Raw genomic sequence first — 19,968 nt, forward strand, 5'->3', positions numbered from 1 at the left:
CTATGCCGCTCCAGATCCCACTATATTGCAGAAGGAAAGGGTGAAGCGCGGCAGCATCGCACTTCACCCTCTCCAATCATTCTGCGGATGCCGGTGTATCAACCTTGGCCGCATCTTTCTTGGCGGCATTCGTACGCTTGCTGGAAGTCTTGGCTTTCGGCGATGTGGTGGACTTAGCGTCAGTGACGATCCCGAGCTTCTTCTTCTTGGGGGCAGGCGTGGACGATTCCATTTTCGCAGCTTCAGGAGTCTGGGTTTCCGGAGTGGTCGACGGGGCGGCAGCTTCCTTGGCAGCGGCGGGCTTCTTCGCACCGCTGGATGCTTTCGGGGATGCCTTCTTCGCCGCCGGTTTCTTTGCGACAGACTTTGTGGCTGCACCCTTCGCCTTTCTGGGCGCGGGTGCTGGCACAGGCACAGGCACAGGCGCAGGTGCGGCCGCAGCCGAGACAGCCGGTGTGACCGATGCCATGGGTGCGGCTTCCGGCGTCTCGACGGCGATCACGGGAGCCTCGATGGTCGGCTTGGCGTTAGCCCCTTTCGCGCGCGAGCGCTTGGGCTTTTCCGGCGCCGATGCAGGCGCTGATTCCGGCGTTTGCCCGGATGTAACACCAAGGGCCTCGTCACCCTGCTTTACCGCGCTGGCCTTGCCGGGCGCACGTTTCGGCTTCTGTTCCTTCACCGGGGCCGGCGTCGGCGCTGCCTCCTGTACGGCCTGTTCGGTGACGGACGCTTCCTTCTGTGCCGTTTCGCCAGCCTTTCTTCCCAGGCCCAGCTTAGCAGCGACAGCACGGCGGTGCTCGGAATAGGCGGGAGCCACCATCGGATAGTCCCGCGGGAGCTTGTAGCGCTCGCGATACTCGGCCGGGGTCAGCCCGTTGGTCGCCAGATGCCGTTTCAGCGTCTTGTATGGCTTGCCGTCGATCATGCTGATGATGTGCTCGCGCGAGGCCAGGCTCTTGCGCACCGATACGGCAGGAACATGCTCCACCGGCGCGGGCGCTTCGGCTTCGGCCTTTCCTTCGAGGGCGCCGCGTGTCGCTTCGATGATCCCGGCGATGTCGCCGGCCGGCACCTGGTTGTTCGAGAAATAGGCGCTCAGTAACTGCACGGTCATTGCAGTGAGATCGGGCTGCTCGGTATCGGCCACGCAAAAACTCCAGGCTAAGGCAAGGCAATAGGGAAGTTGGCTCTTGCCGAAAAAGAATTGCCGGAAAGCTAAGCCTGTTCCCACGCCTCATGCAAGTCGTCAGTGAAACAAGCCCGTCAGTCCGCGGAAAGGGGAGGGGGAGGAGTAGAGCAGAAGACCAGTTCGAGGTCTCGCTATTCCATGAGGTGCAACATGGCGAACTGCGTATCCGCGCACATCCTGATCGGCGGCAGACTAGCCCGGTCCTGCTACCCCGAACTGATCAACGCGATCAGAGCCGATAATCCGGCGGTCGATTGGGACGGCACGCCGTTCGATCCCGACGATATCCCGGTCGGCAAGCCACTCGCGCTCATGGATCATGATGTCGCCAACGGCTGTTTCGAAGAGATCGAGGAAATTTGTCGCCGGCACGGTCTCCACTATATTCGCTGGTCTGGCGCTTCTCCTGGAAGCTTCCCGTCGGTTCGCATCGTTTACACGGGTAACGGCGAACCACAGCAATTTCTGACGACCGAGGAAGACGAGCAGGTCTTCTCCATCGAACGCATCCGGGAACTGGGAAGCATCGAAACAATCGAAGCGGACTACCAGCGTGCGCGCAGGAATCCGCCTGCCCTGCTGATCGTGGACGACGAGCCCACCGATGTCGTCATCTCGGAGATCCCCCATGGCTGATCACCATGTTCAGGGCTCGGTCGCATTCATTTGCACGGCGAAGGAAGCCGCGCTGATCGAAGAGGCATGGCAGCATGCCGCTGACCTCGACGACGAGCTGGCACCAGGCAACCCGAGCGCAGAATTCCTCGCGGCTTTCCCGCCGGTCGAACTGGGCAACCCTTTCAATGGCCTGCTCGCGATCTTCGACGATCCGCGGTTTCCCCAGTTCAGCGCCGAGCTCCGGGTCACCGGAGCCGATCCGTGCAGGGTGTCGATCTATGGTGACAGCGATTTTAAACCCGACGCCATAGCCGCGTTGATCCAGCGCTGCTGCCGGCAGACGCTGGGCGAAGCGCCGATCGGCTTTACGTGGAGCTATGGGTCTTCGCGTCCCCGGCCCGAGGATACGGGCGGTGGATGGTGCGCCATCTTTGCCGATCGGATCGAATTCAGCGAGACTGCCGAGGGACTTTCGAAAGCGCTGCAGCCCGCTGCCGATCCCTGGAGCGATCACCCGTTCCATCCCGTGTCCGACTGGAGAACCGAAGTCGCCAATGACGCGACCCGTCTCGGCTATCTCGACTGGATCGCCGTACGGCAAAGCTCGGCCGGTGCGGCACCTTAAACCTAATCCCTTCGGCATCTACATGCCGTGAAACGGCGGTCGGCGAGACGCCGCCGCGTCCCGTCGCGACCTTCTTCCGCAAAACAAGGATAGACCCATGACCGACGTCACCGCGCCGGGTGCGCCCGCGCGCCTGTATAGCCAGACCGATTACGACGAACGCGGCAATTTCCAGTACCAGGGCGATCTGTACCGCTCGGGGGAGGATCTGCCTTCCCTTGCGTCACGGATGGGACGGCATCTCGCTGATCAGTTCATCCTCACGCGCTTCGCGATCAGCACGAGTAAATTTGCGGGCGGCCGGAAGGTCACCGCAGAAATCCTAGATACGCCTGCCGACCTTACCGACCGCGATAGGCAGAACGCGTTCATCGTCGATGTGCGCGACCAGATGGAGCGGTTCGGTTTCACGTGCGCCAATGCGCTGCAGGGATTTCACAGTTGCTCTTTCTTCTGCGAAGCGTGGATCGGGCGGGCCTATTGGGCGGCGCTCGCGAAGAGGCGCGGTCCCAGAAATCCGGTCGAAGCGCTGGTGTCGCTCGCCGCGTTCAAGAAGCGGGTGAAGCCGGGCGATACCCTGAAACTCATCGATGCGCCGGCGGGCCATCGATCGCTGGGAACCACCCGCACGATCACCAAGGTACGATCGGGCGACCTGATCCTCGAAGGCAGGAGCCATCTCGATTTCCCACGCGCCGCTGCCTTCGCCTGCGACGGCAAGCTGGTGCGCATTTCCATCGGTTCGGATCACGACCCGGATGCCCATCTGCTGTACGAGTGGCGAGCAGCGGCCTGAGCGATGGCCGCCTCATTGTTTGCTCTGGATGGGTCCGCAGCCCATGCCCCGCATCTCAAGGCCATGCGGAAGCTCCTCGAGCGCTGCCAGCCGCGCCACGATATCTACACGGTGTTCGGGCACTGCACGGAGGCGATGGCGATCGCGATCGCCAACAGCGTCGATCTGCGCGAGCGTGCGCGGCGCGAAGCCCGTTACCTCGACATTATCGGGCGCTACGGCGCCGACGTCGTCGAAAGTTTCCCACGGGTCATGGCCGAACTCGCCCTCGCGCTGGAAGCGGGGATGGGCGATGTGCTCGGCGCGCTGTTCCATGATCTCGAATTGCACAACAAGGCGAAGGGCCAGTTCTTCACGCCCTATTCGCTCAGCAGAGCGATGGCGGCCATGCTGATCGGCAATCCCGCCACCCTTCGGGAAAGCATAGAAACTCGCGGACATCTTACCGCCATGGAGCCGGCATGCGGGTCCGGTAGCATGGTCATCGCGCTTACCGACGTCCTGCGATCGCAAGGTATCAATTACCAGCGCCACCTCCATGTGACCGCGATCGATATCGATCCCCGCGCAGTCCACATGGCCTATGCGCAATTGTCGCTGCTGCACGTTCCCGCGCGCCTGATCGTCGGCAATACCCTTTCCGGTGAGTTCCGCGAACAGTGGCTCACACCGGCCCACATCCTTGGCGGTTGGACGGCCCGGCTCGCGTCAGCGCCCCAGGACAAGACCCCCAACGAAATGATTCCGCCTGTTTTGGCTGCGAAAACGGCCTACTCAATCGGTGAGACCGAACCTGCGCCCGACTGCAACAAACCAGCGCCGCTACCACGTCAACTCAGCCTCTTCTGATCCGGCCATTGACCATCAGGCAACTTCGCCGAGCGTTCCTCCAACCACAATTGCCGATATGACCGGTGAAGATCCATAAGCTCCCGATGTTTCCCCAAGCCTACCAATCGTCCGCCCTCCATGAACAGGATCTGGTCCGCGTCCTGCGCCGTTGCCAGCCGATGGGTGATCATGATGAGCGTGGTGTCCCCGCCGGCTCTGCCCCGCAATTTCGCGATCGCGTTCGCCTCGCTGCGCGGATCGAGCGCGGAGGTGCTTTCATCGAGGATCAGCACCGGCACGTCCACGCCTGCCAGCCGTGCGAGCTCCAGCTTCTGGACCTGGCCTCCCGAAAGACGCTCGCCCTGTTCCCCGAGTTCCATCTCGAAGTCGATCGACCTGCCGGGCTCGTGAAACCTCCAAAGGTGCAGCAATTCCTCGACATCGCCGATCGCCTGGTTCGCCGGGGGATAGAGGATGTTCTCGCGCAGCGACCGGTTGAACAGGCCGATGAACTGCGGCGCATAGAGGATATGGCGATGCCGATCCGCCCAGGGGATCGTCGCGATATCTGTCCCGCCCACCGCGATCCTGCCGGAAGAGGGGGTAAGCACGCCTGCGAGAAGCTGGGCGAGCGTGGACTTGCCCGAACCGTTGGGACCGACGATCGCGACGAAAGAACCAGCCGGAACATGCACAGATATCCCGGCCACGCCGGGCATGCCCTCGCCATAGCGGAAGCTTACATTCTCGGCGACAAGATCTGACGACGCTGTAAGACCAGGGGACAGGGCGCTGTTATCTGTATCGATGGTCGCAAAGTTCAGGACGTCGCGAATATTGGCGATCGCCACTCCAGCCTGCGCGAGGATATACCCGAGCGAACTGAGCGGCACGGTCAGCCGGAAGGCGTATGTCTGGAGCAGGACGAAATCGCCCGCACTCATGCGCCCCTGGCCGACATCGAGAGCGGCAAGCAGCAGCAGCGCCACGAGACCGAGCCCGACCACGCAGAATTGCAGCGCGGCCATGAGCGTGAGCGAACGGTACATGCCGGCCGCCTCGTACCGTTTCGAACCGAGGGCAGCGCCGGTATGCCGCAGCTCGCGGTCGAGCGCGCCGTTCAGCACCACGCGGCGGGCGTTGCGCAGGATATCGCCGATGGTGCGCGAGACATGCGATGCCGCCGTATTCGTCGCCTCGGCATGAACGCGGTGACGCCTGGCGCCGAGCCAGGTCGCGGCGAGGAAACCCACCAGCGTCAGCGCCAGGATCAGGACATAACGCGGCCGGATCAGGCCTGCGATCACCACGAGACTGGCCAGAGCCTGGAGGATCACCGGCCCGAGCCGCCAGATCAGACCCTCGACGACCAGCGTCAGGCTATAGGGCAGGCGCTCCAGCATGCCGGGAACGCGGCCGCTGCGGCTGTCGCGCGCCGCGGTGATCTCGGGCAGGGCCGCGGCGAGCGCGCGGATGGTGTAATGCCGCGCCAGCGCATCGACCATTTTCGCGGTGCACGACAGCCTCGCGGTTTCGAGGATCGATGCGCCTGCCCAGCATCCCACGAACAGCATCACGGTGACGAACAGATACAGGCGCGATTCCGAGGAAGCTGCCAGCATGTCGATCAGGAGTTTGAGGGCGTAGGGTCCGGCAACGCCCATCGCGATCACGAGGGCTTCGAGGGTGAAGGCCTCGAACAGGCTTCGCCTTGCACCCAGCCGCGCCGACAGCATCAGCTGCGTCAGCCGCGCCAATATACCAAATGTCGTCACTGCACAGACCTCCTGGCGATCGTTGAGCCAGAAGGAGGATTTGGAACGCGGCCGCTATCCTAGCGCCAAATCAGCCGCTTTGGAATGCGCGATCCCATGACCCGGAAAGGGGGGGGAAGGGGGTGCGGGAAGGTGACGGGAGACGTGGATCGTCCCGTTACCCTCAAGCTCAAGGAGATGGTTTCCATGGCGAGCATAGCCCGCATGACCGACACGCCCCCCGCGTCCGCTCCCTATCGCATCGACGTCTCGCGCGGCGGCCGCAGTGGCCGCGTGTCCTCGGAATGGTTCTCCAGGCCCGACGACGAGAAATTCCTCTCGCTCTCCAGCCTCTACGACAGCGTGCGAGCCCGCGCCGATCGCTCGACCACCCGGACTGTCGAAAGCCGCGCGATCCGCGTCGAGGCGAGAAGCGATGCTCCCGAACGGCTCACGCTGATCGCCCCTGGCGACGAGCGTCCACTCACACCCACCAACTGGTCCTTCGGCCAGGTCGCGAGCCTCGTCGGCGCCCCGGCCTCCTATCTGCGCCAGCTGCCCGCGGCGCTCGCCGGTATCAATCTCCAGCACGGACTGTTTACCCACAGAGGCGAACAGGTCAAAATATTGCAGACCGACGATGGCCGAACAGAACTGCGGGCTGCGACCGGAAGTCAGTATGGCAGGGTGTACGACTGGGAACTGATACAGGCCATCATGGCATTCGCCGGGGACGGCGTCGGCGATACACGGTGGAAAGTCCCTGGAAATATCGATTGGGGAAGCATGCGCTATAACCCCTATGTCGATATTACTAAAGACACAACCACACTCTACGCATCGGACAGGGATGTCTTCGTATTCCTTGTCGACGACACGCATCCGATCGAGGCCGGTAAACTGCCGAATGGTGATCCCGACCTCTATTTTCGCGGGTTCTATGCCTGGAATTCCGAGGTCGGCTCCAAGACCCTTGGCATCGCGACATTCTATCTACGGGGCGTATGCGCGAACCGGTGCCTATGGGGCGTGGAGAATTTCGAGGAAGTGAACATCCGCCACTCGAAGTTCGCCGGCGCCCGCTTCGCGCACCAGGCCGCCCCGGCGCTCGAGCACTTCGCGAACTCCTCCCCGCAGCGTTTCATCACCGGCATCAACGCCGCGCACGAACGTATCGTCGCGCGCAAGGACGAGGACCGCGACGCCTTCCTGCGGCGGCGCGGCTTCTCGAAAACCGAGACGACGAAGATCATCCAGACGGTCCTCGCCGAGGAAGGGCATCCGCCCACGAGCGTCTATGATTTCGTGCAGGGCATCACCGCGCTGGCCCGCACGAGGCCGCATCAGGACAGCCGCCTCGAACTCGAAGGCAAGGCCCGAAAGCTGCTCGAACAGGCGCTCTGAGGCGCACTTCCCGATCCGAATTTCCCCGCCATCGCCCGCTCCGGTCTTCGACCGGGGCGGCTATGCTCATGAAAGGATAAGGCCATGCGTGCCCAGTCCGATGTTCCCCTTTCCGATTTCACCGTGGACGTCGCCTTCTTCAGCGACGGCGAGCACTATGCCACCCAGAGCTACACAGTCACCGCCTCGACCTGGTTCAGCGCCCGCCAGCAGGCGCTGCAGATGTCGGTGAACAGCGTCTATGACGACCCGCGCATTCCCGGTCTCAGCCGCACCGCCACCCTGCGGCCCGGCTCATGACCCGCGCTCGTACCCGCCGCCTCGGCACGGGGATCTCCGCGCTGATCGCCGCATCGCCCCCGCCCGCCACCACGCTGCCGCTCGCCAGCATCAGCGCCGGATATAATCCGCGCCGCTATTTCGACAGCCGAAAGCATGAAGAGCTCGTGGCATCGCTGCGCCTGCGCGGAATGCTCCAGCCGATACTGGTTCGTCCCGCCAGGGAGACGAGCGATGGCTATCTCATCGTCGCCGGGGGGCGCCGCTACCGCGCGGCGCTCGAGGCCTTCGGGCCCGAGGGCGAAGTCCCCGTCATCATCCGCGAGATGACCGACCAGGAGGCCCTCGAGGCGGCGATCGACGAGAACGACGTGCGCGACGATGCTTCGGAAACCGAGCAGGCCGATGCGGCGGTCCGCGTTCTTGCCGCCTGCCAGGACGATCGCGGTGAAGCCGCTCGCCGGCTCGGGTGGTCCAAAACCAAGCTCGATCGCCGCCTCGCGCTCGCGGGCCTCTGCGAGCCGGTCAAGCACGCGCTCGACGAGCGCCGGATCAAGCTGGGACATGCCGAACTGCTCGCCGCCGTTCCCGCCGACAAGCAGGAGAAGGCGCTGGAGACGATCCTTGCCTCCGGTCTCGACGTCGGGAAGACGCGCGACCTGCTGATGCGGGTCACCCAGGATCTCGCCCATGCCTGCTTCGATAAGAGCGAGTGCCTTGCCTGCCCGTTCAACTCCGCAGCGCAGCGTGCGCTGTTCGAGACGCATATCGAGGACGGGCATTGCACCAATGCCGGGTGTTTCGAACTCAAGACCCAGGCCGCCGAAATGATCCGCTTCGAACAGGAGGAATGCGCAGAAAAGGCTGCGCGGGCTGCGAAAACCACTGGTGACGATACCGGCGCTAAGCAGGCCGAGGACGAGATCGACGCTATCGACGATCCGGATATCGCTGCCGATGGTGACGAAGACGGTGTCGTGGATGACGACACCGGGGACAGCGGCGCGCCCTTCCTTCATCTCCGGGATGAACAGGCCGCATCTTCTGCGAATGATGCCCGAAAACCGACAGCGCCGATCGATACTGGCGCCAGGAAGCCGGACACGCCGAAGTCCCCCGTCACCGCCCGGTCGATCGCGACCCGGACCAGGGAACTGCGCGAGGCGACCTGGCGCACCGCGCTCGCCCGCGCGCTCGCCGCTAATCCGGCCCATGCCCAGACCACGATCCTGGTCGCCGCGATGTCCGGCACGCTCCCACAGATCAAGGCGGAGACATTGCGCGGGCGTGCCGGGCTGCTGGTCGGCGCGTCCTTCCCCGATCTCGATTTCAGCGAGAAGATCGCGGAGATCCAAGCACTGCCGCAAGCGCAGGCCGCGACAGTGCTGTCCGCCATCGGCGCGGCCTATGCGAAGGATGTCACCAGTTTCAATCATGTCGCCGACCTGGCGCGGGCTTTCGCCGTCGACCTGCGCGACGCCTGGCAGGTCGATAAGACCTTCCTCGCACGCTACTCGAAGGAGGAACTCAGGTTCATCGCCCGCGAATGCGGGCTGATCACGCACATCGGCGAGAAGGCGTTCGCAAAACTGCTCGGCCAGAAGAAGACCGATCTCATCACCGGCATGCTCCATGTGCTCGGCTTCGAGTGGGCAGGCCGTCTGCCGAGCGCCATGACCCTCGACGGTGCATATGGGTCGCCGCCTGCGCGCCCGGTCGCACCCACGAGCGAGGTTCCGATCACGCACCTCGCCGCCTGAACGAACCCACGCTCTTCCAGAAGGATGTCTCCCTATGCTGATAACCAGCCTGCTCCCGCTGCTCGCCCGCTATTCGCTCGGCTGCGATCTTGTCGCCGGCCCCGAGGGCATGGTCACGCTCACCATCATCCCGCGCATGATCGAAGGCGGCGGCCACAAGCCCGAAGCCGGTGAACTCCGGCCGATCGCGCTCACCGCGAGCGCCGCCGAGATCGATGCCGAACTTGCGCGGGGCGAGGACGGCGCGCTCGGCCAGCTCATCGCGGGTCGCAAGGCGCTCGCCGATCAGCTGGAAGAGCAGCGCCAGGCGACGCAAGCCGCCCGCGCTGCCGCGGCCGCGAAGGCCAAGCCGGCGACACCGACACCGACACCGAAACCGGCGACCGCCGGCGCGAAAGCGCAGGCGGCCGGCAGTCTGCCTACCGGCGCCAAGCCCGAAGAGCCCGCCAGCCTCTGGTGACGCACGGCAGGAAAAACTCGCCCCATCGCTCCCGATCACTCCCAGGAGACAGTCATGCAGATCGATCATCTCACCCGAACCTTTCGCTATGACGGCATCGACCTGCCGGTGCCGCCGCATCTCGCGCAGGATCCGGCCGCGCTGCGCGCCTATCATGCGACGCTCTACCCGGCGATCCTCAACGCCGAGACGGTCGATGCCGGGGTCATGGGCGGCGCGCATGTCACCGAATATCGCCGCGCCGTCGGCACCAAGGGCTGATCCCGGTGCCGATGGCGCCGCGTCGCCGCGGCGCGACCATCCCGCCGGTGCTGCGCAAAACCCTCCTGGACTGGATCGAGACGGACGATGGCGACACTGCCGGCTTCACCCCGCCCGCCTGCAGCCCCCGGGCCCGAGCCCTCCATGCACGGATCGTCGTCGACCCGCAGGGCGGGGCGGGCGAGTCCCGCGAACCGCTGCAGCCGCCGGCCGGACTTCGCCTCCCGCCGCTTGGCTGATCTTGCCAGTGATCCTGGGGATGATCTTGCGGGCAGGGCCGTCGCGCTATCGCCCGATGTCCCGGCGATCTTCGACGCGCCGCTCGCCCCCCATCACCGGGTGATCGGGCGCTGGGCCGCGTCCCAGGCACAGGATGCGAGAGCCTGTACGCGGCTCGAAGCCCGCCGCCGCATCGAGGCGGTGTTCGATGCCGCCGTGCGCGAAATCCTGAACCCGATCGATATCGTCGATCTGCGCATCGCCGTCCTGGGCAGCGAGGCGGATGGGCCGCCCGCGATCGCCATCATCTGCGACAGCATGGGACAGCTTGATCTCGGATGGATCGAAACCGGCGATGCGCCCACCGCCTGGCGCGCCGCCGCCTACCGGGCGCTCGAGCAGACGCTGGGGCGCGTACTGCCGGTCTTCAGCTACCAGGATCTCTTCGACGAGATGTCCATGTACTACTGGGAGGGGGAAATCGATGACGAAGCGGCCCGCCGCAGCCTGATCGAATGTCACGGCGCGGACGCCGAGGATCTCGACGGCCACATGCTCCCTTCGCAGCTCGACGAGCGCCGCCCGGGCTGGATGATCGCAGCGAACGCGGCGCCGCCGAGCCGGCTTCCCGCTGCCCTGCGTCGCAAGCTGGCGGATATGCGTACTGCGCGGGAGGTGCTTGGCACACTCTTGCCCGAAGCCGGCGCCTGGCACTTCGATTTCGAGGTCGCGAGCGCATATCTTCCCGGTATCGAGGAATGCGCCTCGTTGCCGCCGCTGACGCTGGTTCCCTTCGTGCCGTTTGCGCGCGAACTCGACGATGTCATGCGCAGCGGCATGGAAATGGGGTTCACGGATATCGCCGGTATCTGCCCGCTGCCGGATGTGGCCTGCATCGACGACTGGTTCGCCTCACTGCGGCTCGGCGCACAGTTCCTGCTCGCGGTCCAGAACCTCATCCGCTTCGATCCCCCCAAGCCCAGGAGCCACCCATGTCCGACCATAGCACCCACTTCGAAGCCAGCGGTGGCGGTCTCGTCCTGACGAACGCCATCCTGCTCTATACGAACCAGGCGCCTCGGTATCTCAAACCCTATGGCACCGCGCAGGGCGATACCACCGCCTTCGCCAGCATCCATGCCGTGGAACACGATGGCGATGGCCGGCCGACGATCGCGGTCGGCAGCCCGCTGACGCGCGCGCATCTGCGGCAGTGGTCACAGGCGCTTGGCCGTACCGCCCAGCCCGAGCTTCTCCCCGAACATGTGCTGGTCGCTCATCCCGACATGCTGGCCTGGTGGGTGCCGGCTGAGGTGCGCCCGGCCTATTTCGCGCTGTCGGATCCTCCTGCCGATCTCCATGCGCTTGCTGCGCGAACGACGCTGCCGGTTCCCTATCCACCCCATCTCCTGATCGCCACACGCCATGGGCTTGGCGTCTATGCCCTCCCGGTAAATGAACGCCCTGGCGCCGAGACCCCGGTTCTGCACTCGCCGATCCTCAACGTCTTCGTCGACGGACGTCTCTGCTGGGGCAACATCCCGAAACCCAGGGCGCTCAGCATCGCCTCCATTCCCGCCTATGAAAGCGCGCTGTTCGACTCCTGGTCGACACATCCCAATATCGGGCAGGATCGGACGATACGCGGGAAGGGCGGGCTGGTGCGGCTCTGGGACGATCTGGCGGCGCGCGGCGCGCGCCGGTTTCCGGTGAGCCGTCTCAAGCCTTTCGGCGCCGGCGCGGCCGGGCAGGGGATAGGCCCGCGAAGGACCGCCGCCTGCGCGGTGACGGTAGGCCGGCTCATCGCGCGGGGCCGTGTATGACGATGCTCGCCGATGATGCGACGGCAGCGGCGGTGCTTGACGCCATGCCCTGCTATCCGGTGCCGCCATTCGGAAGGTCGCCCGCCATCGAGGCGCTGCGCGCTTCTCGCGTCGGCCATGGTCTCGCCATCGGCCATGACGGTGTGAAGCTGATCCTGCGTCGCCCGTGGCTGGCGCTGGACGTGCCGGTTGCGGCGTCCATCGCCGCCTATGTTCCTTATGGCAGCATCGGGGCACCGCGGGCCGATCTACGCTGCGGCCTCGTTCCGCGCGCCTTTTACGACGAGGTACTGGGGCATCTGCGTAGCAAGATTCCTGACGAGGCCGCCGCATTCATCCTGTGGAACGAGGCGACCCGTGAATTTGCCGTGGAGTTCCCCGCTATCGATGAAGCGACGCCGACGCGACTGGTCTATCGCATGCCCAGGCTGCCGCCTGACTGGCACATGGTCTGTGACATCCACAGCCATGCGCGCGGCCGCGCATTCTTCAGCGCCACCGATGATACCGATGATGCCCATGCCACCAAGATAGCGATCGTCTTCGGACGTCTCGACCATCCCGATGGTCCCACCATGGCGGCACGGCTCTGTGCGGGCGGCATGTTCCTGCCCTTGCCGCGCTGTCCCTTTGCAGGAGCTCCCGATGCAGACTGATCAGGCCCGGCGTCACTATCTTCCTGCTGTCTTTGACGATCGTGCGATCACGATCCTGCTGGTCGGCTGTGGCGGGAACGGGGCGCAGATGTTGATGGGTCTCGCCGCGCTCGACACCGCACTGCGCGCGATCTCCTCGCGCTCGCTCGACGTCACCGTGGTCGACGACGATATCGTCACCGAGGCGAACCTTGGCCGTCAGCCATTCTACCGCTGCGATATCGGCCATTCCAAGGCGCGTACGCTGACCGAGCGCATCAATCTCGCGCATGGCCTGGCCTGGGAAGCGGTTCACGGACGCGCTCCTGAAGCGATCGGGATCGACGGCTTCGACATGCTCATCAGCTGCGTCGATACCGCTGCGGCCCGCCGGGCGCTGGGGGCGGCTCTGCAGACCGGCAGAAATCCGCCCCTCTACTGGATGGACCTCGGTAACCGCGCCGGCGACGGCCAGTACCTGATCGGCTGCCCGCGCCGCACCAGTCACAGCGATCGCCCACGTCTTCCCACCGTGCTCGAAGTCTTTCCGGAACTCGCCGACGAAAGCGTGGCTGAAGACGATGCGCCATCCTGTTCGGTCGCAGAGGCGCTCGAGCGTCAGTCACTGTTCGTCAACCGCGTCGTCGCAAGCCATGCGCTCGCGCTGCTTTTCGATCTTCTCGGGCGCGGTTCGATCGGGCATGCCGGGGCATTCATCAATCTTGCCGGCGGTCAGACCGTTCCGATCCCGCTTCCTTTCGCGAATGGCACGTCACTTGCGGCGGCCGGACACGCAAACATCTCGCACTTGTAGCCTGTATAGGCTATGTCATATGCTAAGGAGTCGCCATGAACCTCGAGCGTCACGTCAAACTGTTCAAGAACGGCCGCAGCCAGGCGGTCCGCATTCCCCGTGAGTTCGAGCTTCCGGGCGAGGACGCCATTATCCGCAAGGAAGGCTCGCGCCTGATCATCGAACCCGCCCGGCCGCGCTCCCTGCTTGCCGTTCTCAAGACATGGGAACCGCTCGATGAAGAGATCGGCCCGATCGAGGACCTGCCAGCAGAACCGGTCGACATCTGATCCATGTTCCTGCTCGATACGAATATCCTGTCGGACCTGATCCGACAGCCCGATGGCATGGTCGCCCACGCTATCGCCGACGTCGGCGAGGACGCGGTTGCGACCAGCAGCATCGTTGCCGGCGAACTGCGCTATGGCGCAGAAAAGCGCGGATCGCCGCGCCTGAAAAGCAAGATCGAGGATTTGCTGTCTCTCATTGCAGTGCTGCCGCTCAAGGACGATGCCGACGCCTGCTATGGGCGTCTGCGTGCCGACCTCGAGCGCCGTGGCACGCCGATTGGCGCTAACGACATGCTGATCGCCGCCCATGCGCTCGCAATCGGCGCGACCCTCGTTACCGACAACATCCGCGAATTCGAGCGGGTCGATGGCTTGCAACTGGTGAACTGGCTCCGAACCACCTGACGCCCGGTTCGCACGGCGTTCCCGGTCTGGTTCTCGTGGTTAGCGAGCATGAAGAAGGGAAGGGGGAGGGCAGAAGGGTGGTCCCAGGGAGATCGCCCCATGCTCACCTCGTACTGTCAGTGTCGGCAGCCCTGCCATTCCTGGCGCGCGGCTGAAGCATTCGCCACCTCATCGATGCCGGGTCTTGCGGCGTGACGACCGATCCTGCCACCTTCGATCCCGCCGACCGGCAGTGCTGGATCGCCCATGGCCGCCGTCCCGAGCATGCCGAGGTACTGGCATCGGTATGGAAGGACTATCCGGACCTTCCTTCCGATGCACCGCTGCATGAATGCATGGCGCGCAGCCGCGCGCGCGTCGCCGCGCTCCGCCCCTTCAATGATGCCATCCGCGAGGAAGCCGAACGCGAAAGACAGCGCACGAACTTCGCCTGCATCGAGAAGCGCGTAGCAAGCGGCCAGATCAGGCCCTTCGATCAGGCCATCCTCCAGGCACGCGCCGAGCATGGCTATAACTGGGACGCTGCAGTCCTCTATGCTCAGGGTCGATACGCGGCGGAGGCTGGCTGGGGACCTCGCGATTTCTCGGCGCCACCGGGTGAAACCTCGCCCGCTTACGCCCAGGGGTTCCGCGATGGCGGTGGTTGTTTCGAAGATCTGTTCGACGTTGCCAGGCGTTCCTACGCGGCTGCCATGCGACAGGAGGACCGATTCCCGGCTCCCGGAAAGGCTTTGGTTTCACGGCCGGCTCCGAGCAGTTGGCCGTCTCCGACAGACGCCCCGCGTCCCGCATTATGGTCGAAACGCACCGTGATCATCGGTGCTGCCACTGCATCGAATGCCGCAGCAGGCTTGATGACCATGCTCCAGACACAGCCCGGGCATGAAATGGCGCATATCATCATAGCCGACGTCGGTCGGGGCTTTCGTGCGTGGCGCAGTGCGGAGCCCGCCCAGACCGGGAATCCAGCAGATCAGTTACGGGCCTTGTTTGCCGGGATCGAACCGGACGACCTGCTGATCATTGCCGATGGCGAAGATCTCGCCTGGATAGACCGACATGCCGGCATGCTTCCGCTCTGCCGGACCATGGAGCGCACGCGTAATTCGGCGATCCAGCAGCGCGCGCAATTGCGCGCCTGGCTCGAGCGCGGACTATGCGAGGGCGAGGTCCTCGCCGGCGGCCATATCCGCTGGACCAGGCTCGCGCAGGGTCTGTCCGGCCGCCTCGGCGAATTCGTCGCCCGCTATGCCCATAAAGCCCAGCCACGCGGACACCGCCTCGTTATCGAACTACGCGATGGCGATCCCGCAATCGGCTTCATGACGCCGCAGGGCGAACTGCTGAACCCCGAGGCGATCATTACCAACAAAGCGCATATGCGCAGACACATGGCGGCGATGCTGCGATGCTTTGCAGCCGCCATTCCGCATCACCCCGACATGGCTGCCCGCACAGCACGACCAGACAATCCGGGAGTACCCCATGAACGAGATGACCAGCTTGCCCGTCATGCCGGGCAAGGACACGCAAGCCGCAATCCTCCTGCCGGGACCGATTGACGATGGCCGTTGAACCGAGCGGGGCACAAGCGGACTTTCCGAGATTGAACCGCGCCGAATTCCGCAACGCCATCCCCACACTTCCCGCTGCGTGCTCGTCGCGCTCCTGCCCGGTGACTTTCAGAAGGGTGCCCGTGCGAAAGCACACCAGAACTGGAAATGGTATCGCCGTTTATGCCGGTACGTTTGGCGAAGCCTTGATATCCTCCCGACAATCGCAGTCTGATATACGAGCTGTTATCGCAACCGAGTTTTCCGACGATTCCGGTTGAAACCACTCCTCGGCTGCGAAAGCCCAGCTCTGGCCGGTAGATGACGGTCCGGTTCGAAGCCGGGTTGCGGGGATAGGTAATGCTCACGCGGTGTCGGCTGCCGGCTAGAATGGGCCCTTCACCGATCGCCCTTGGAACGGCGGCTTCCCTGGGAGCCAGTCAATCGCTCAGTTCCGGTCAAAGCGGCTCACACGGCGAAATTGTTGGTTGCAAAGCTTTATCCACGTGGCATTTTGGCCTCCGGGGGAAGCAATTTCGATGGCATCCAAGGCTCTGATCGCAAAGAAACCGCGTGAACAAGCAGGCTCGGTGGCCTCACGCGCTTTTGACTTTCAAATGCACGCGTCGATGGCGCGAATTCTCGAGGCCTACCAAAACGGCGAAGGCTTTGTTGCCTATTTCGACTTCTTTGACGACTTAATTTTTCTGACCGGAGACGGCGACGACGCTGCCATTTGCTTTTACCAGATGAAATCCCGCGCCGGCTCGGCCTGGACGCCTAAACGGTTGGCAAGCAGGCCAGCCAAAGGCGACCTGCCCAAATCCATCGTTGGCAAGACCTATCACAACCTGCACGAATTCGGGGCGCTGGTTCGGAAGGCAGCGATCATCTCGAACCAACACCTCCAGGCGAAATATCCTGATGGCAGCAAGACCGGACCAGACGACGGTGAGATATTGCTTTCAGCATTATTCGCTGAGGATCATGGCGTCTTGGTCGCCGCGATCCAAGCCGATTTCCCCGGAAGCATCGATCCACGGCACGCCGAACTTTTGGTTTATGAGCGCATCGCGCTCGACATGCAAAGCTTCCGCCAGACCTTGCTCGGCATTGTCACCGAGTTTGCGACCGCGATCGGGCCAGAATATGCGGTATCCGCCCAACCGCTTTATCAGGCGCTGCTCAGCGAAATCTCGCGTTGCACCGGGACCGTCGCTTCCAGCGCGAGGAATCTCCCCGAGCTCAAAAAGCAAAAGGGTCTCGCGGCTTCGGATGTCGCGGCGCTGGTTGAGCAAATGAAGCGACGTGGCCGCACGCCGACCGAATGGTGGCCGACCGTCGAAGCTGAGCTAATAGCCGATGGGTGGAAGACCATACCGCTACGCCGCCTATCGCTTGCCTGTCTAGAATATTGGCGGGCCCGCGAACGCGGCGCTGGGATTGCCCTTGATCTTCATCAAGCGCTCGCTGAGTTGTTTGCCGCGCACCCAGACTTGGTGGACGACACCATCGTAGGAACGATGGCCGCCTATAAGCTCGCCGGCAGTATATTGGACCCCGTAGGTGAGCCCTATACCGGCCAAGCCGCACTACTTGTCGAAATCATGGAATCGCTCGGATGACCGGTCCCAATGTCACGCGGCTGCGCCGCATCTTGCGATCGCTGAAAGACGCTAGCCATGACCAACGTAAGATTCGTCGGACTCTTCCTATTGTCGCGGACCGAGAAGCGCGCGTTGAAGGTGCCCTTGAACGCGTCAAGGATCGTCATTCAAGGTGGAAACGGCTTCGGAAAATCAGCGATTCTGAAGAGCATCTACGAGACGCTGGGAGCCTTACCCCAAAAGATTGATAGCCGATGGCGGGCCGGGAACGTCTCGAGTGCATTGGTCTTTGAATATCAAGGAAAACGCTACACTGCGGTAAAGGCGCTGGGCATGTACGCCTTGTTCGACGCTGAGCGTAAATTGCTATTCTCGGGCCAACAAATAGTAAAGGAATGGGGGCCGCAGCTTGCGAAATTCTTTGGCTTCAAGCTAATAATGACGGATCGCGACGGCGACATTGTTGTACCGCCACCATCCTACATGTTCGCGCCCTTCTATATCGATCAAGATATGGGCTGGAGTCGGCCTTGGTCATCCTTCCAAGATCTCTACCTCCCCGATAGCACGCGCACCTTGGCTGACTATCACTCGGGGCTCAGGCCCGATGCTTATTATGAAGCGCGCGCTAATCTCGCCGTTGATCGCATCGCGCTGTCCGAACTCGAAGCAAGTGTCTCGACACTGCGAGATGCTATAGACCAAATCCAGCAGATTGATGAGGGTGTAAGCCCTACCTATGACATGGGAGAGTTTCGCGCTGAGGTTGAAGACCTTGTTCGGGAAAGCGAGACTTTGCTGACGCAGCAACGCGAGTACCGGCGCGAAATCTCCGAATTGCACGAGGAAACGCACCTTCTTCAGTCCGAGAAGAGCCTGCTTGAGCGCGCGCTCCGCGAACTGCGCGAGGAGTTTGATGTCGCCGCCGCGCTGCCCGACGAGATCGAGTGCCCTACCTGCGGTCAGGGCTATGCGAACGACTTGGCCGACCGCTTCGCGCTGATCCAGGACGAAGGCGTGCTGACTGAGGCGATCGGCGCCACTAATATCAAGCTAACCCGCGTCAGGGAAGACGAGCAGCAGAAACAAGATAAGCTGCACGAGATCGAGAGGAGCCTCCGACGGATCGAGCATATTCTTGCGGTCGAACGAGCAGCCCTGTCTTTTAATGATGTTGTGATCGCCGCTGGGAAGACCGAAGCTGCCAAGATTCTTCGCAGCTCGCTGGGTGAGAAGGCCGCCGATGCCGCTGATGTACGCTACCGCGTCGATAAGCATCGAGATACAATGACCAGCCTCACTAGTGCCAAGCGAAGTGGCGAGATTCTAAAATTCTACCGCGCGCTACTCGCTAAATATGCCTTCGACCTAGATGTTGCGCTCGAGCAGGATGGCGCGCAGTCTATACACCGTATCCAGGCCGCGCGTGGCAGCGAGGGGCCTCGTGGACTTCTGGCATATTACTATGCGTTTCTGCAAACCCGCGTTAAATATGCTACCGCCACGGCATTTCCGATTGTGATCGACGCCCCCAATCAACAGGGCCAGGACGCAGTGCACCTGCCTCAAATGCTGAGGTTTATCTTCGCGCAGGCGCCGGCTGATGCGCAGGTCATCGTCGCTGTTGAGGAGGCGTCGCAGGGTCTGCCGGCCGATGTGGATATCCGATCCTATGGCGTGCAGCGGCGGCAAGTACTGCGCGAAGCTGAGTTCGATGAGATCAACGAAAGGTTTTCTGTATACACTAGGCAACTACTGCTATGATATTTTGAATGGTTTATTGCGGCGGCAACCTGAGCGCGACTAAAACCTAGGGCCGGGACCCATAAGCAGGATTCCCATTTGGGCTAAGATGTGATTCAAGCATTCGAGGCATCGGGAGCGCGAGATGGCGGGCGAGTTCTGGTTGGACGACAGGCAGTGGGCGCGGTTGCAGCCGATGTTGCCGAACAAGCCGAGGGGTGTGCCGCGTGTCGATGACCGGCGTGTGATCAGCGGCATCGTCCATGTGCTGCAATCGGGATGTCGGTGGAAGGATGCGCCGTCGATCTACGGGCCGCCCAAGACGCTCTACAACCGCAACGTGCGCTGGGCCGCCAAAGGTGTCTGGCGTGCCGTGTTCGAGGCGCTGGCGGCAGAGGGCGGGCCACCGACCGAGGTGCTGATCGACAGTACGCATGTGAAGGCGCACCGCTCGGCGGCAGGCGGAAAAGGGGGGCGCACTGCCAGGCGATCGGCGTCAGCCGGGGTGGCCGCAACACCAAGGTCCACGCGCTCACCGACCGCCAAGGCCGACCGCTCGCCTTCCTGCTAACGCCGGGACAGGCCGCCGACTGCCGCGCCGCCGAGCACCTGCTCAACGCCTTGCCCCGGCGCTGCATCGTCCACGCCGACCGCGCCTATGACAGCAACCGCATCCGCGATCTGATCGAGGATCAGGGCGCGGTCCCCAACATCCCGTCCAAGCGCAACCGCTGCTGGAAAAGCTGCTTCAGCAAAGTAAGCGTGGGCTGGAGGCCGCAGATCAGGCGGCTTCGGCGATCGGTTGCTGATCTGGCCGCCAGTTCCAGGGCATGAGTTCATCCCAGCGCGTGGCAGGCCAGTCGCCAGCGATCCTGGCGATGACATCGGCGATGTAGGCCTGCGGTTCGAGGCCATTGAGCTTG

At 63.4% G+C, this 19,968-nt stretch carries 21 protein-coding genes and 1 pseudogene; 19 read left to right on the forward strand and 3 right to left on the reverse strand.

Annotated features, from left to right (window positions below):
- Positions 1–76 precede the first annotated feature (76 nt).
- Complete coding sequence (locus DI606_RS10675; RefSeq protein WP_185706774.1) at positions 77–1,147, reverse strand: MucR family transcriptional regulator; 1,071 nt, start codon at positions 1,145–1,147, stop codon at positions 77–79.
- 192 nt (positions 1,148–1,339) lie between these two features.
- Here DI606_RS10675 and DI606_RS10680 point away from each other — a divergent pair, with 192 nt between their 5' ends.
- From DI606_RS10680 to DI606_RS10695, 4 genes are all read left to right on the forward strand, one after another.
- Positions 1,340–1,825, forward strand: coding sequence for a hypothetical protein (locus tag DI606_RS10680; RefSeq protein WP_159365871.1), 486 nt, complete (start codon positions 1,340–1,342; stop codon positions 1,823–1,825).
- Positions 1,818–2,432 (forward strand): hypothetical protein, encoded by a 615-nt coding sequence (locus DI606_RS10685; RefSeq protein WP_159365872.1) that lies wholly within the window; start codon positions 1,818–1,820, stop codon positions 2,430–2,432. Before DI606_RS10680 ends, DI606_RS10685 begins: the two co-directional genes overlap by 8 nt.
- A 97-nt stretch (positions 2,433–2,529) precedes the next feature.
- On the forward strand, positions 2,530–3,228 hold the full coding sequence (locus tag DI606_RS10690; protein WP_159365873.1) for a hypothetical protein: 699 nt from the start codon (positions 2,530–2,532) through the stop codon (positions 3,226–3,228).
- A gap of 63 nt (positions 3,229–3,291) precedes the next feature.
- Positions 3,292–4,077 carry an N-6 DNA methylase gene (locus DI606_RS10695; RefSeq protein ID WP_246428392.1) on the forward strand — a complete coding sequence of 262 codons (786 nt, stop codon included), beginning with the start codon at positions 3,292–3,294 and terminating at the stop codon, positions 4,075–4,077.
- On the opposite strand, the gene DI606_RS10700 is transcribed toward DI606_RS10695, so the two are convergent.
- Entirely contained in the window at positions 4,059–5,834 is a 1,776-nt protein-coding gene (locus tag DI606_RS10700; RefSeq protein WP_293982573.1) for an ABC transporter ATP-binding protein, read from the reverse strand. The genes DI606_RS10695 and DI606_RS10700 overlap by 19 nt on opposite strands.
- Positions 5,835–6,020: 186 nt before the next feature.
- Here DI606_RS10700 and DI606_RS10705 point away from each other — a divergent pair, with 186 nt between their 5' ends.
- The 15 genes and pseudogenes from DI606_RS10705 to DI606_RS10775 form a co-directional block, all read left to right on the forward strand.
- Entirely contained in the window at positions 6,021–7,217 is a 1,197-nt protein-coding gene (locus tag DI606_RS10705; protein WP_159365876.1) for a DUF932 domain-containing protein, read from the forward strand.
- Positions 7,218–7,301: 84 nt separating this feature from the next.
- Positions 7,302–7,517 (forward strand): hypothetical protein, encoded by a 216-nt coding sequence (locus DI606_RS10710; RefSeq protein ID WP_159365877.1) that lies wholly within the window; start codon positions 7,302–7,304, stop codon positions 7,515–7,517.
- Complete coding sequence (locus tag DI606_RS10715) at positions 7,514–9,256, forward strand: PRTRC system ParB family protein (protein WP_293982576.1); 1,743 nt, start codon at positions 7,514–7,516, stop codon at positions 9,254–9,256. Before DI606_RS10710 ends, DI606_RS10715 begins: the two co-directional genes overlap by 4 nt.
- Positions 9,257–9,290: 34 nt before the next feature.
- Positions 9,291–9,716, forward strand: coding sequence for a PRTRC system protein E (locus DI606_RS10720; protein WP_159365878.1), 426 nt, complete (start codon positions 9,291–9,293; stop codon positions 9,714–9,716).
- Positions 9,717–9,770: 54 nt separating this feature from the next.
- Complete coding sequence (locus DI606_RS10725; protein WP_159365879.1) at positions 9,771–9,977, forward strand: PRTRC system protein C; 207 nt, start codon at positions 9,771–9,773, stop codon at positions 9,975–9,977.
- Positions 9,978–10,208: 231 nt separating this feature from the next.
- Positions 10,209–11,240, forward strand: coding sequence for a hypothetical protein (locus tag DI606_RS10730; protein WP_234893141.1), 1,032 nt, complete (start codon positions 10,209–10,211; stop codon positions 11,238–11,240).
- On the forward strand, positions 11,189–12,019 hold the full coding sequence (locus DI606_RS10735; protein WP_159365880.1) for a PRTRC system protein B: 831 nt from the start codon (positions 11,189–11,191) through the stop codon (positions 12,017–12,019). Before DI606_RS10730 ends, DI606_RS10735 begins: the two co-directional genes overlap by 52 nt.
- Positions 12,016–12,675 (forward strand): PRTRC system protein A, encoded by a 660-nt coding sequence (locus tag DI606_RS10740; RefSeq protein WP_159365881.1) that lies wholly within the window; start codon positions 12,016–12,018, stop codon positions 12,673–12,675. Before DI606_RS10735 ends, DI606_RS10740 begins: the two co-directional genes overlap by 4 nt.
- Positions 12,665–13,468: a PRTRC system ThiF family protein gene (locus DI606_RS10745; protein WP_159365882.1), complete on the forward strand. Its 804-nt coding sequence runs from the start codon at positions 12,665–12,667 to the stop codon at positions 13,466–13,468. The genes DI606_RS10740 and DI606_RS10745 overlap by 11 nt, the downstream gene beginning before the upstream one ends.
- Before the next feature lie 35 nt (positions 13,469–13,503).
- A complete protein-coding gene (locus DI606_RS10750; protein WP_010338822.1) occupies positions 13,504–13,737 on the forward strand; it encodes an AbrB/MazE/SpoVT family DNA-binding domain-containing protein in 234 nt (77 codons plus the stop codon).
- Positions 13,738–13,740: 3 nt separating this feature from the next.
- A complete protein-coding gene (locus tag DI606_RS10755) occupies positions 13,741–14,142 on the forward strand; it encodes a type II toxin-antitoxin system VapC family toxin (RefSeq protein ID WP_293982584.1) in 402 nt (133 codons plus the stop codon).
- Between the two features lie 191 nt (positions 14,143–14,333).
- On the forward strand, positions 14,334–15,704 hold the full coding sequence (locus DI606_RS10760) for a hypothetical protein (RefSeq protein WP_159365883.1): 1,371 nt from the start codon (positions 14,334–14,336) through the stop codon (positions 15,702–15,704).
- Positions 15,705–16,234: 530 nt separating this feature from the next.
- Positions 16,235–17,320, forward strand: coding sequence for a dsDNA nuclease domain-containing protein (locus tag DI606_RS10765; protein ID WP_293982617.1), 1,086 nt, complete (start codon positions 16,235–16,237; stop codon positions 17,318–17,320).
- 57 nt (positions 17,321–17,377) lie between these two features.
- Positions 17,378–19,066 (forward strand): hypothetical protein, encoded by a 1,689-nt coding sequence (locus DI606_RS10770; protein ID WP_159365885.1) that lies wholly within the window; start codon positions 17,378–17,380, stop codon positions 19,064–19,066.
- Between the two features lie 124 nt (positions 19,067–19,190).
- A pseudogene (locus DI606_RS10775) lies at positions 19,191–19,804 on the forward strand (IS5 family transposase); the annotation flags it as partial.
- 22 nt (positions 19,805–19,826) lie between these two features.
- Here DI606_RS10775 and DI606_RS10780 read toward each other — a convergent pair.
- Positions 19,827–19,968, reverse strand: a 142-nt coding sequence (locus DI606_RS10780) for a transposase domain-containing protein (protein ID WP_293982619.1), incomplete at its 5' end; no start/stop codon positions are given.

Origin of the sequence: Sphingobium sp. (assembly GCF_003248505.1) — a bacterium.
GTDB lineage: Bacteria > Pseudomonadota > Alphaproteobacteria > Sphingomonadales > Sphingomonadaceae > Sphingobium.

Coding starts and splice junctions, on each gene's coding strand:
- DI606_RS10680 (WP_159365871.1), top strand. CDS start 1,340: ATGGCGAACTGCGTATCCGCGCACATCCTGATCGGCGGCAGACTAGCC.
- DI606_RS10750 (WP_010338822.1), top strand. CDS start 13,504: ATGAACCTCGAGCGTCACGTCAAACTGTTCAAGAACGGCCGCAGCCAG.
- DI606_RS10685 (WP_159365872.1), top strand. CDS start 1,818: ATGGCTGATCACCATGTTCAGGGCTCGGTCGCATTCATTTGCACGGCG.
- DI606_RS10735 (WP_159365880.1), top strand. CDS start 11,189: ATGTCCGACCATAGCACCCACTTCGAAGCCAGCGGTGGCGGTCTCGTC.
- DI606_RS10755 (WP_293982584.1), top strand. CDS start 13,741: ATGTTCCTGCTCGATACGAATATCCTGTCGGACCTGATCCGACAGCCC.
- DI606_RS10705 (WP_159365876.1), top strand. CDS start 6,021: ATGGCGAGCATAGCCCGCATGACCGACACGCCCCCCGCGTCCGCTCCC.
- DI606_RS10725 (WP_159365879.1), top strand. CDS start 9,771: ATGCAGATCGATCATCTCACCCGAACCTTTCGCTATGACGGCATCGAC.
- DI606_RS10720 (WP_159365878.1), top strand. CDS start 9,291: ATGCTGATAACCAGCCTGCTCCCGCTGCTCGCCCGCTATTCGCTCGGC.
- DI606_RS10715 (WP_293982576.1), top strand. CDS start 7,514: ATGACCCGCGCTCGTACCCGCCGCCTCGGCACGGGGATCTCCGCGCTG.
- DI606_RS10765 (WP_293982617.1), top strand. CDS start 16,235: ATGGCATCCAAGGCTCTGATCGCAAAGAAACCGCGTGAACAAGCAGGC.
- DI606_RS10710 (WP_159365877.1), top strand. CDS start 7,302: ATGCGTGCCCAGTCCGATGTTCCCCTTTCCGATTTCACCGTGGACGTC.
- DI606_RS10690 (WP_159365873.1), top strand. CDS start 2,530: ATGACCGACGTCACCGCGCCGGGTGCGCCCGCGCGCCTGTATAGCCAG.
- DI606_RS10740 (WP_159365881.1), top strand. CDS start 12,016: ATGACGATGCTCGCCGATGATGCGACGGCAGCGGCGGTGCTTGACGCC.
- DI606_RS10695 (WP_246428392.1), top strand. CDS start 3,292: ATGCGGAAGCTCCTCGAGCGCTGCCAGCCGCGCCACGATATCTACACG.
- DI606_RS10770 (WP_159365885.1), top strand. CDS start 17,378: ATGACCAACGTAAGATTCGTCGGACTCTTCCTATTGTCGCGGACCGAG.
- DI606_RS10745 (WP_159365882.1), top strand. CDS start 12,665: ATGCAGACTGATCAGGCCCGGCGTCACTATCTTCCTGCTGTCTTTGAC.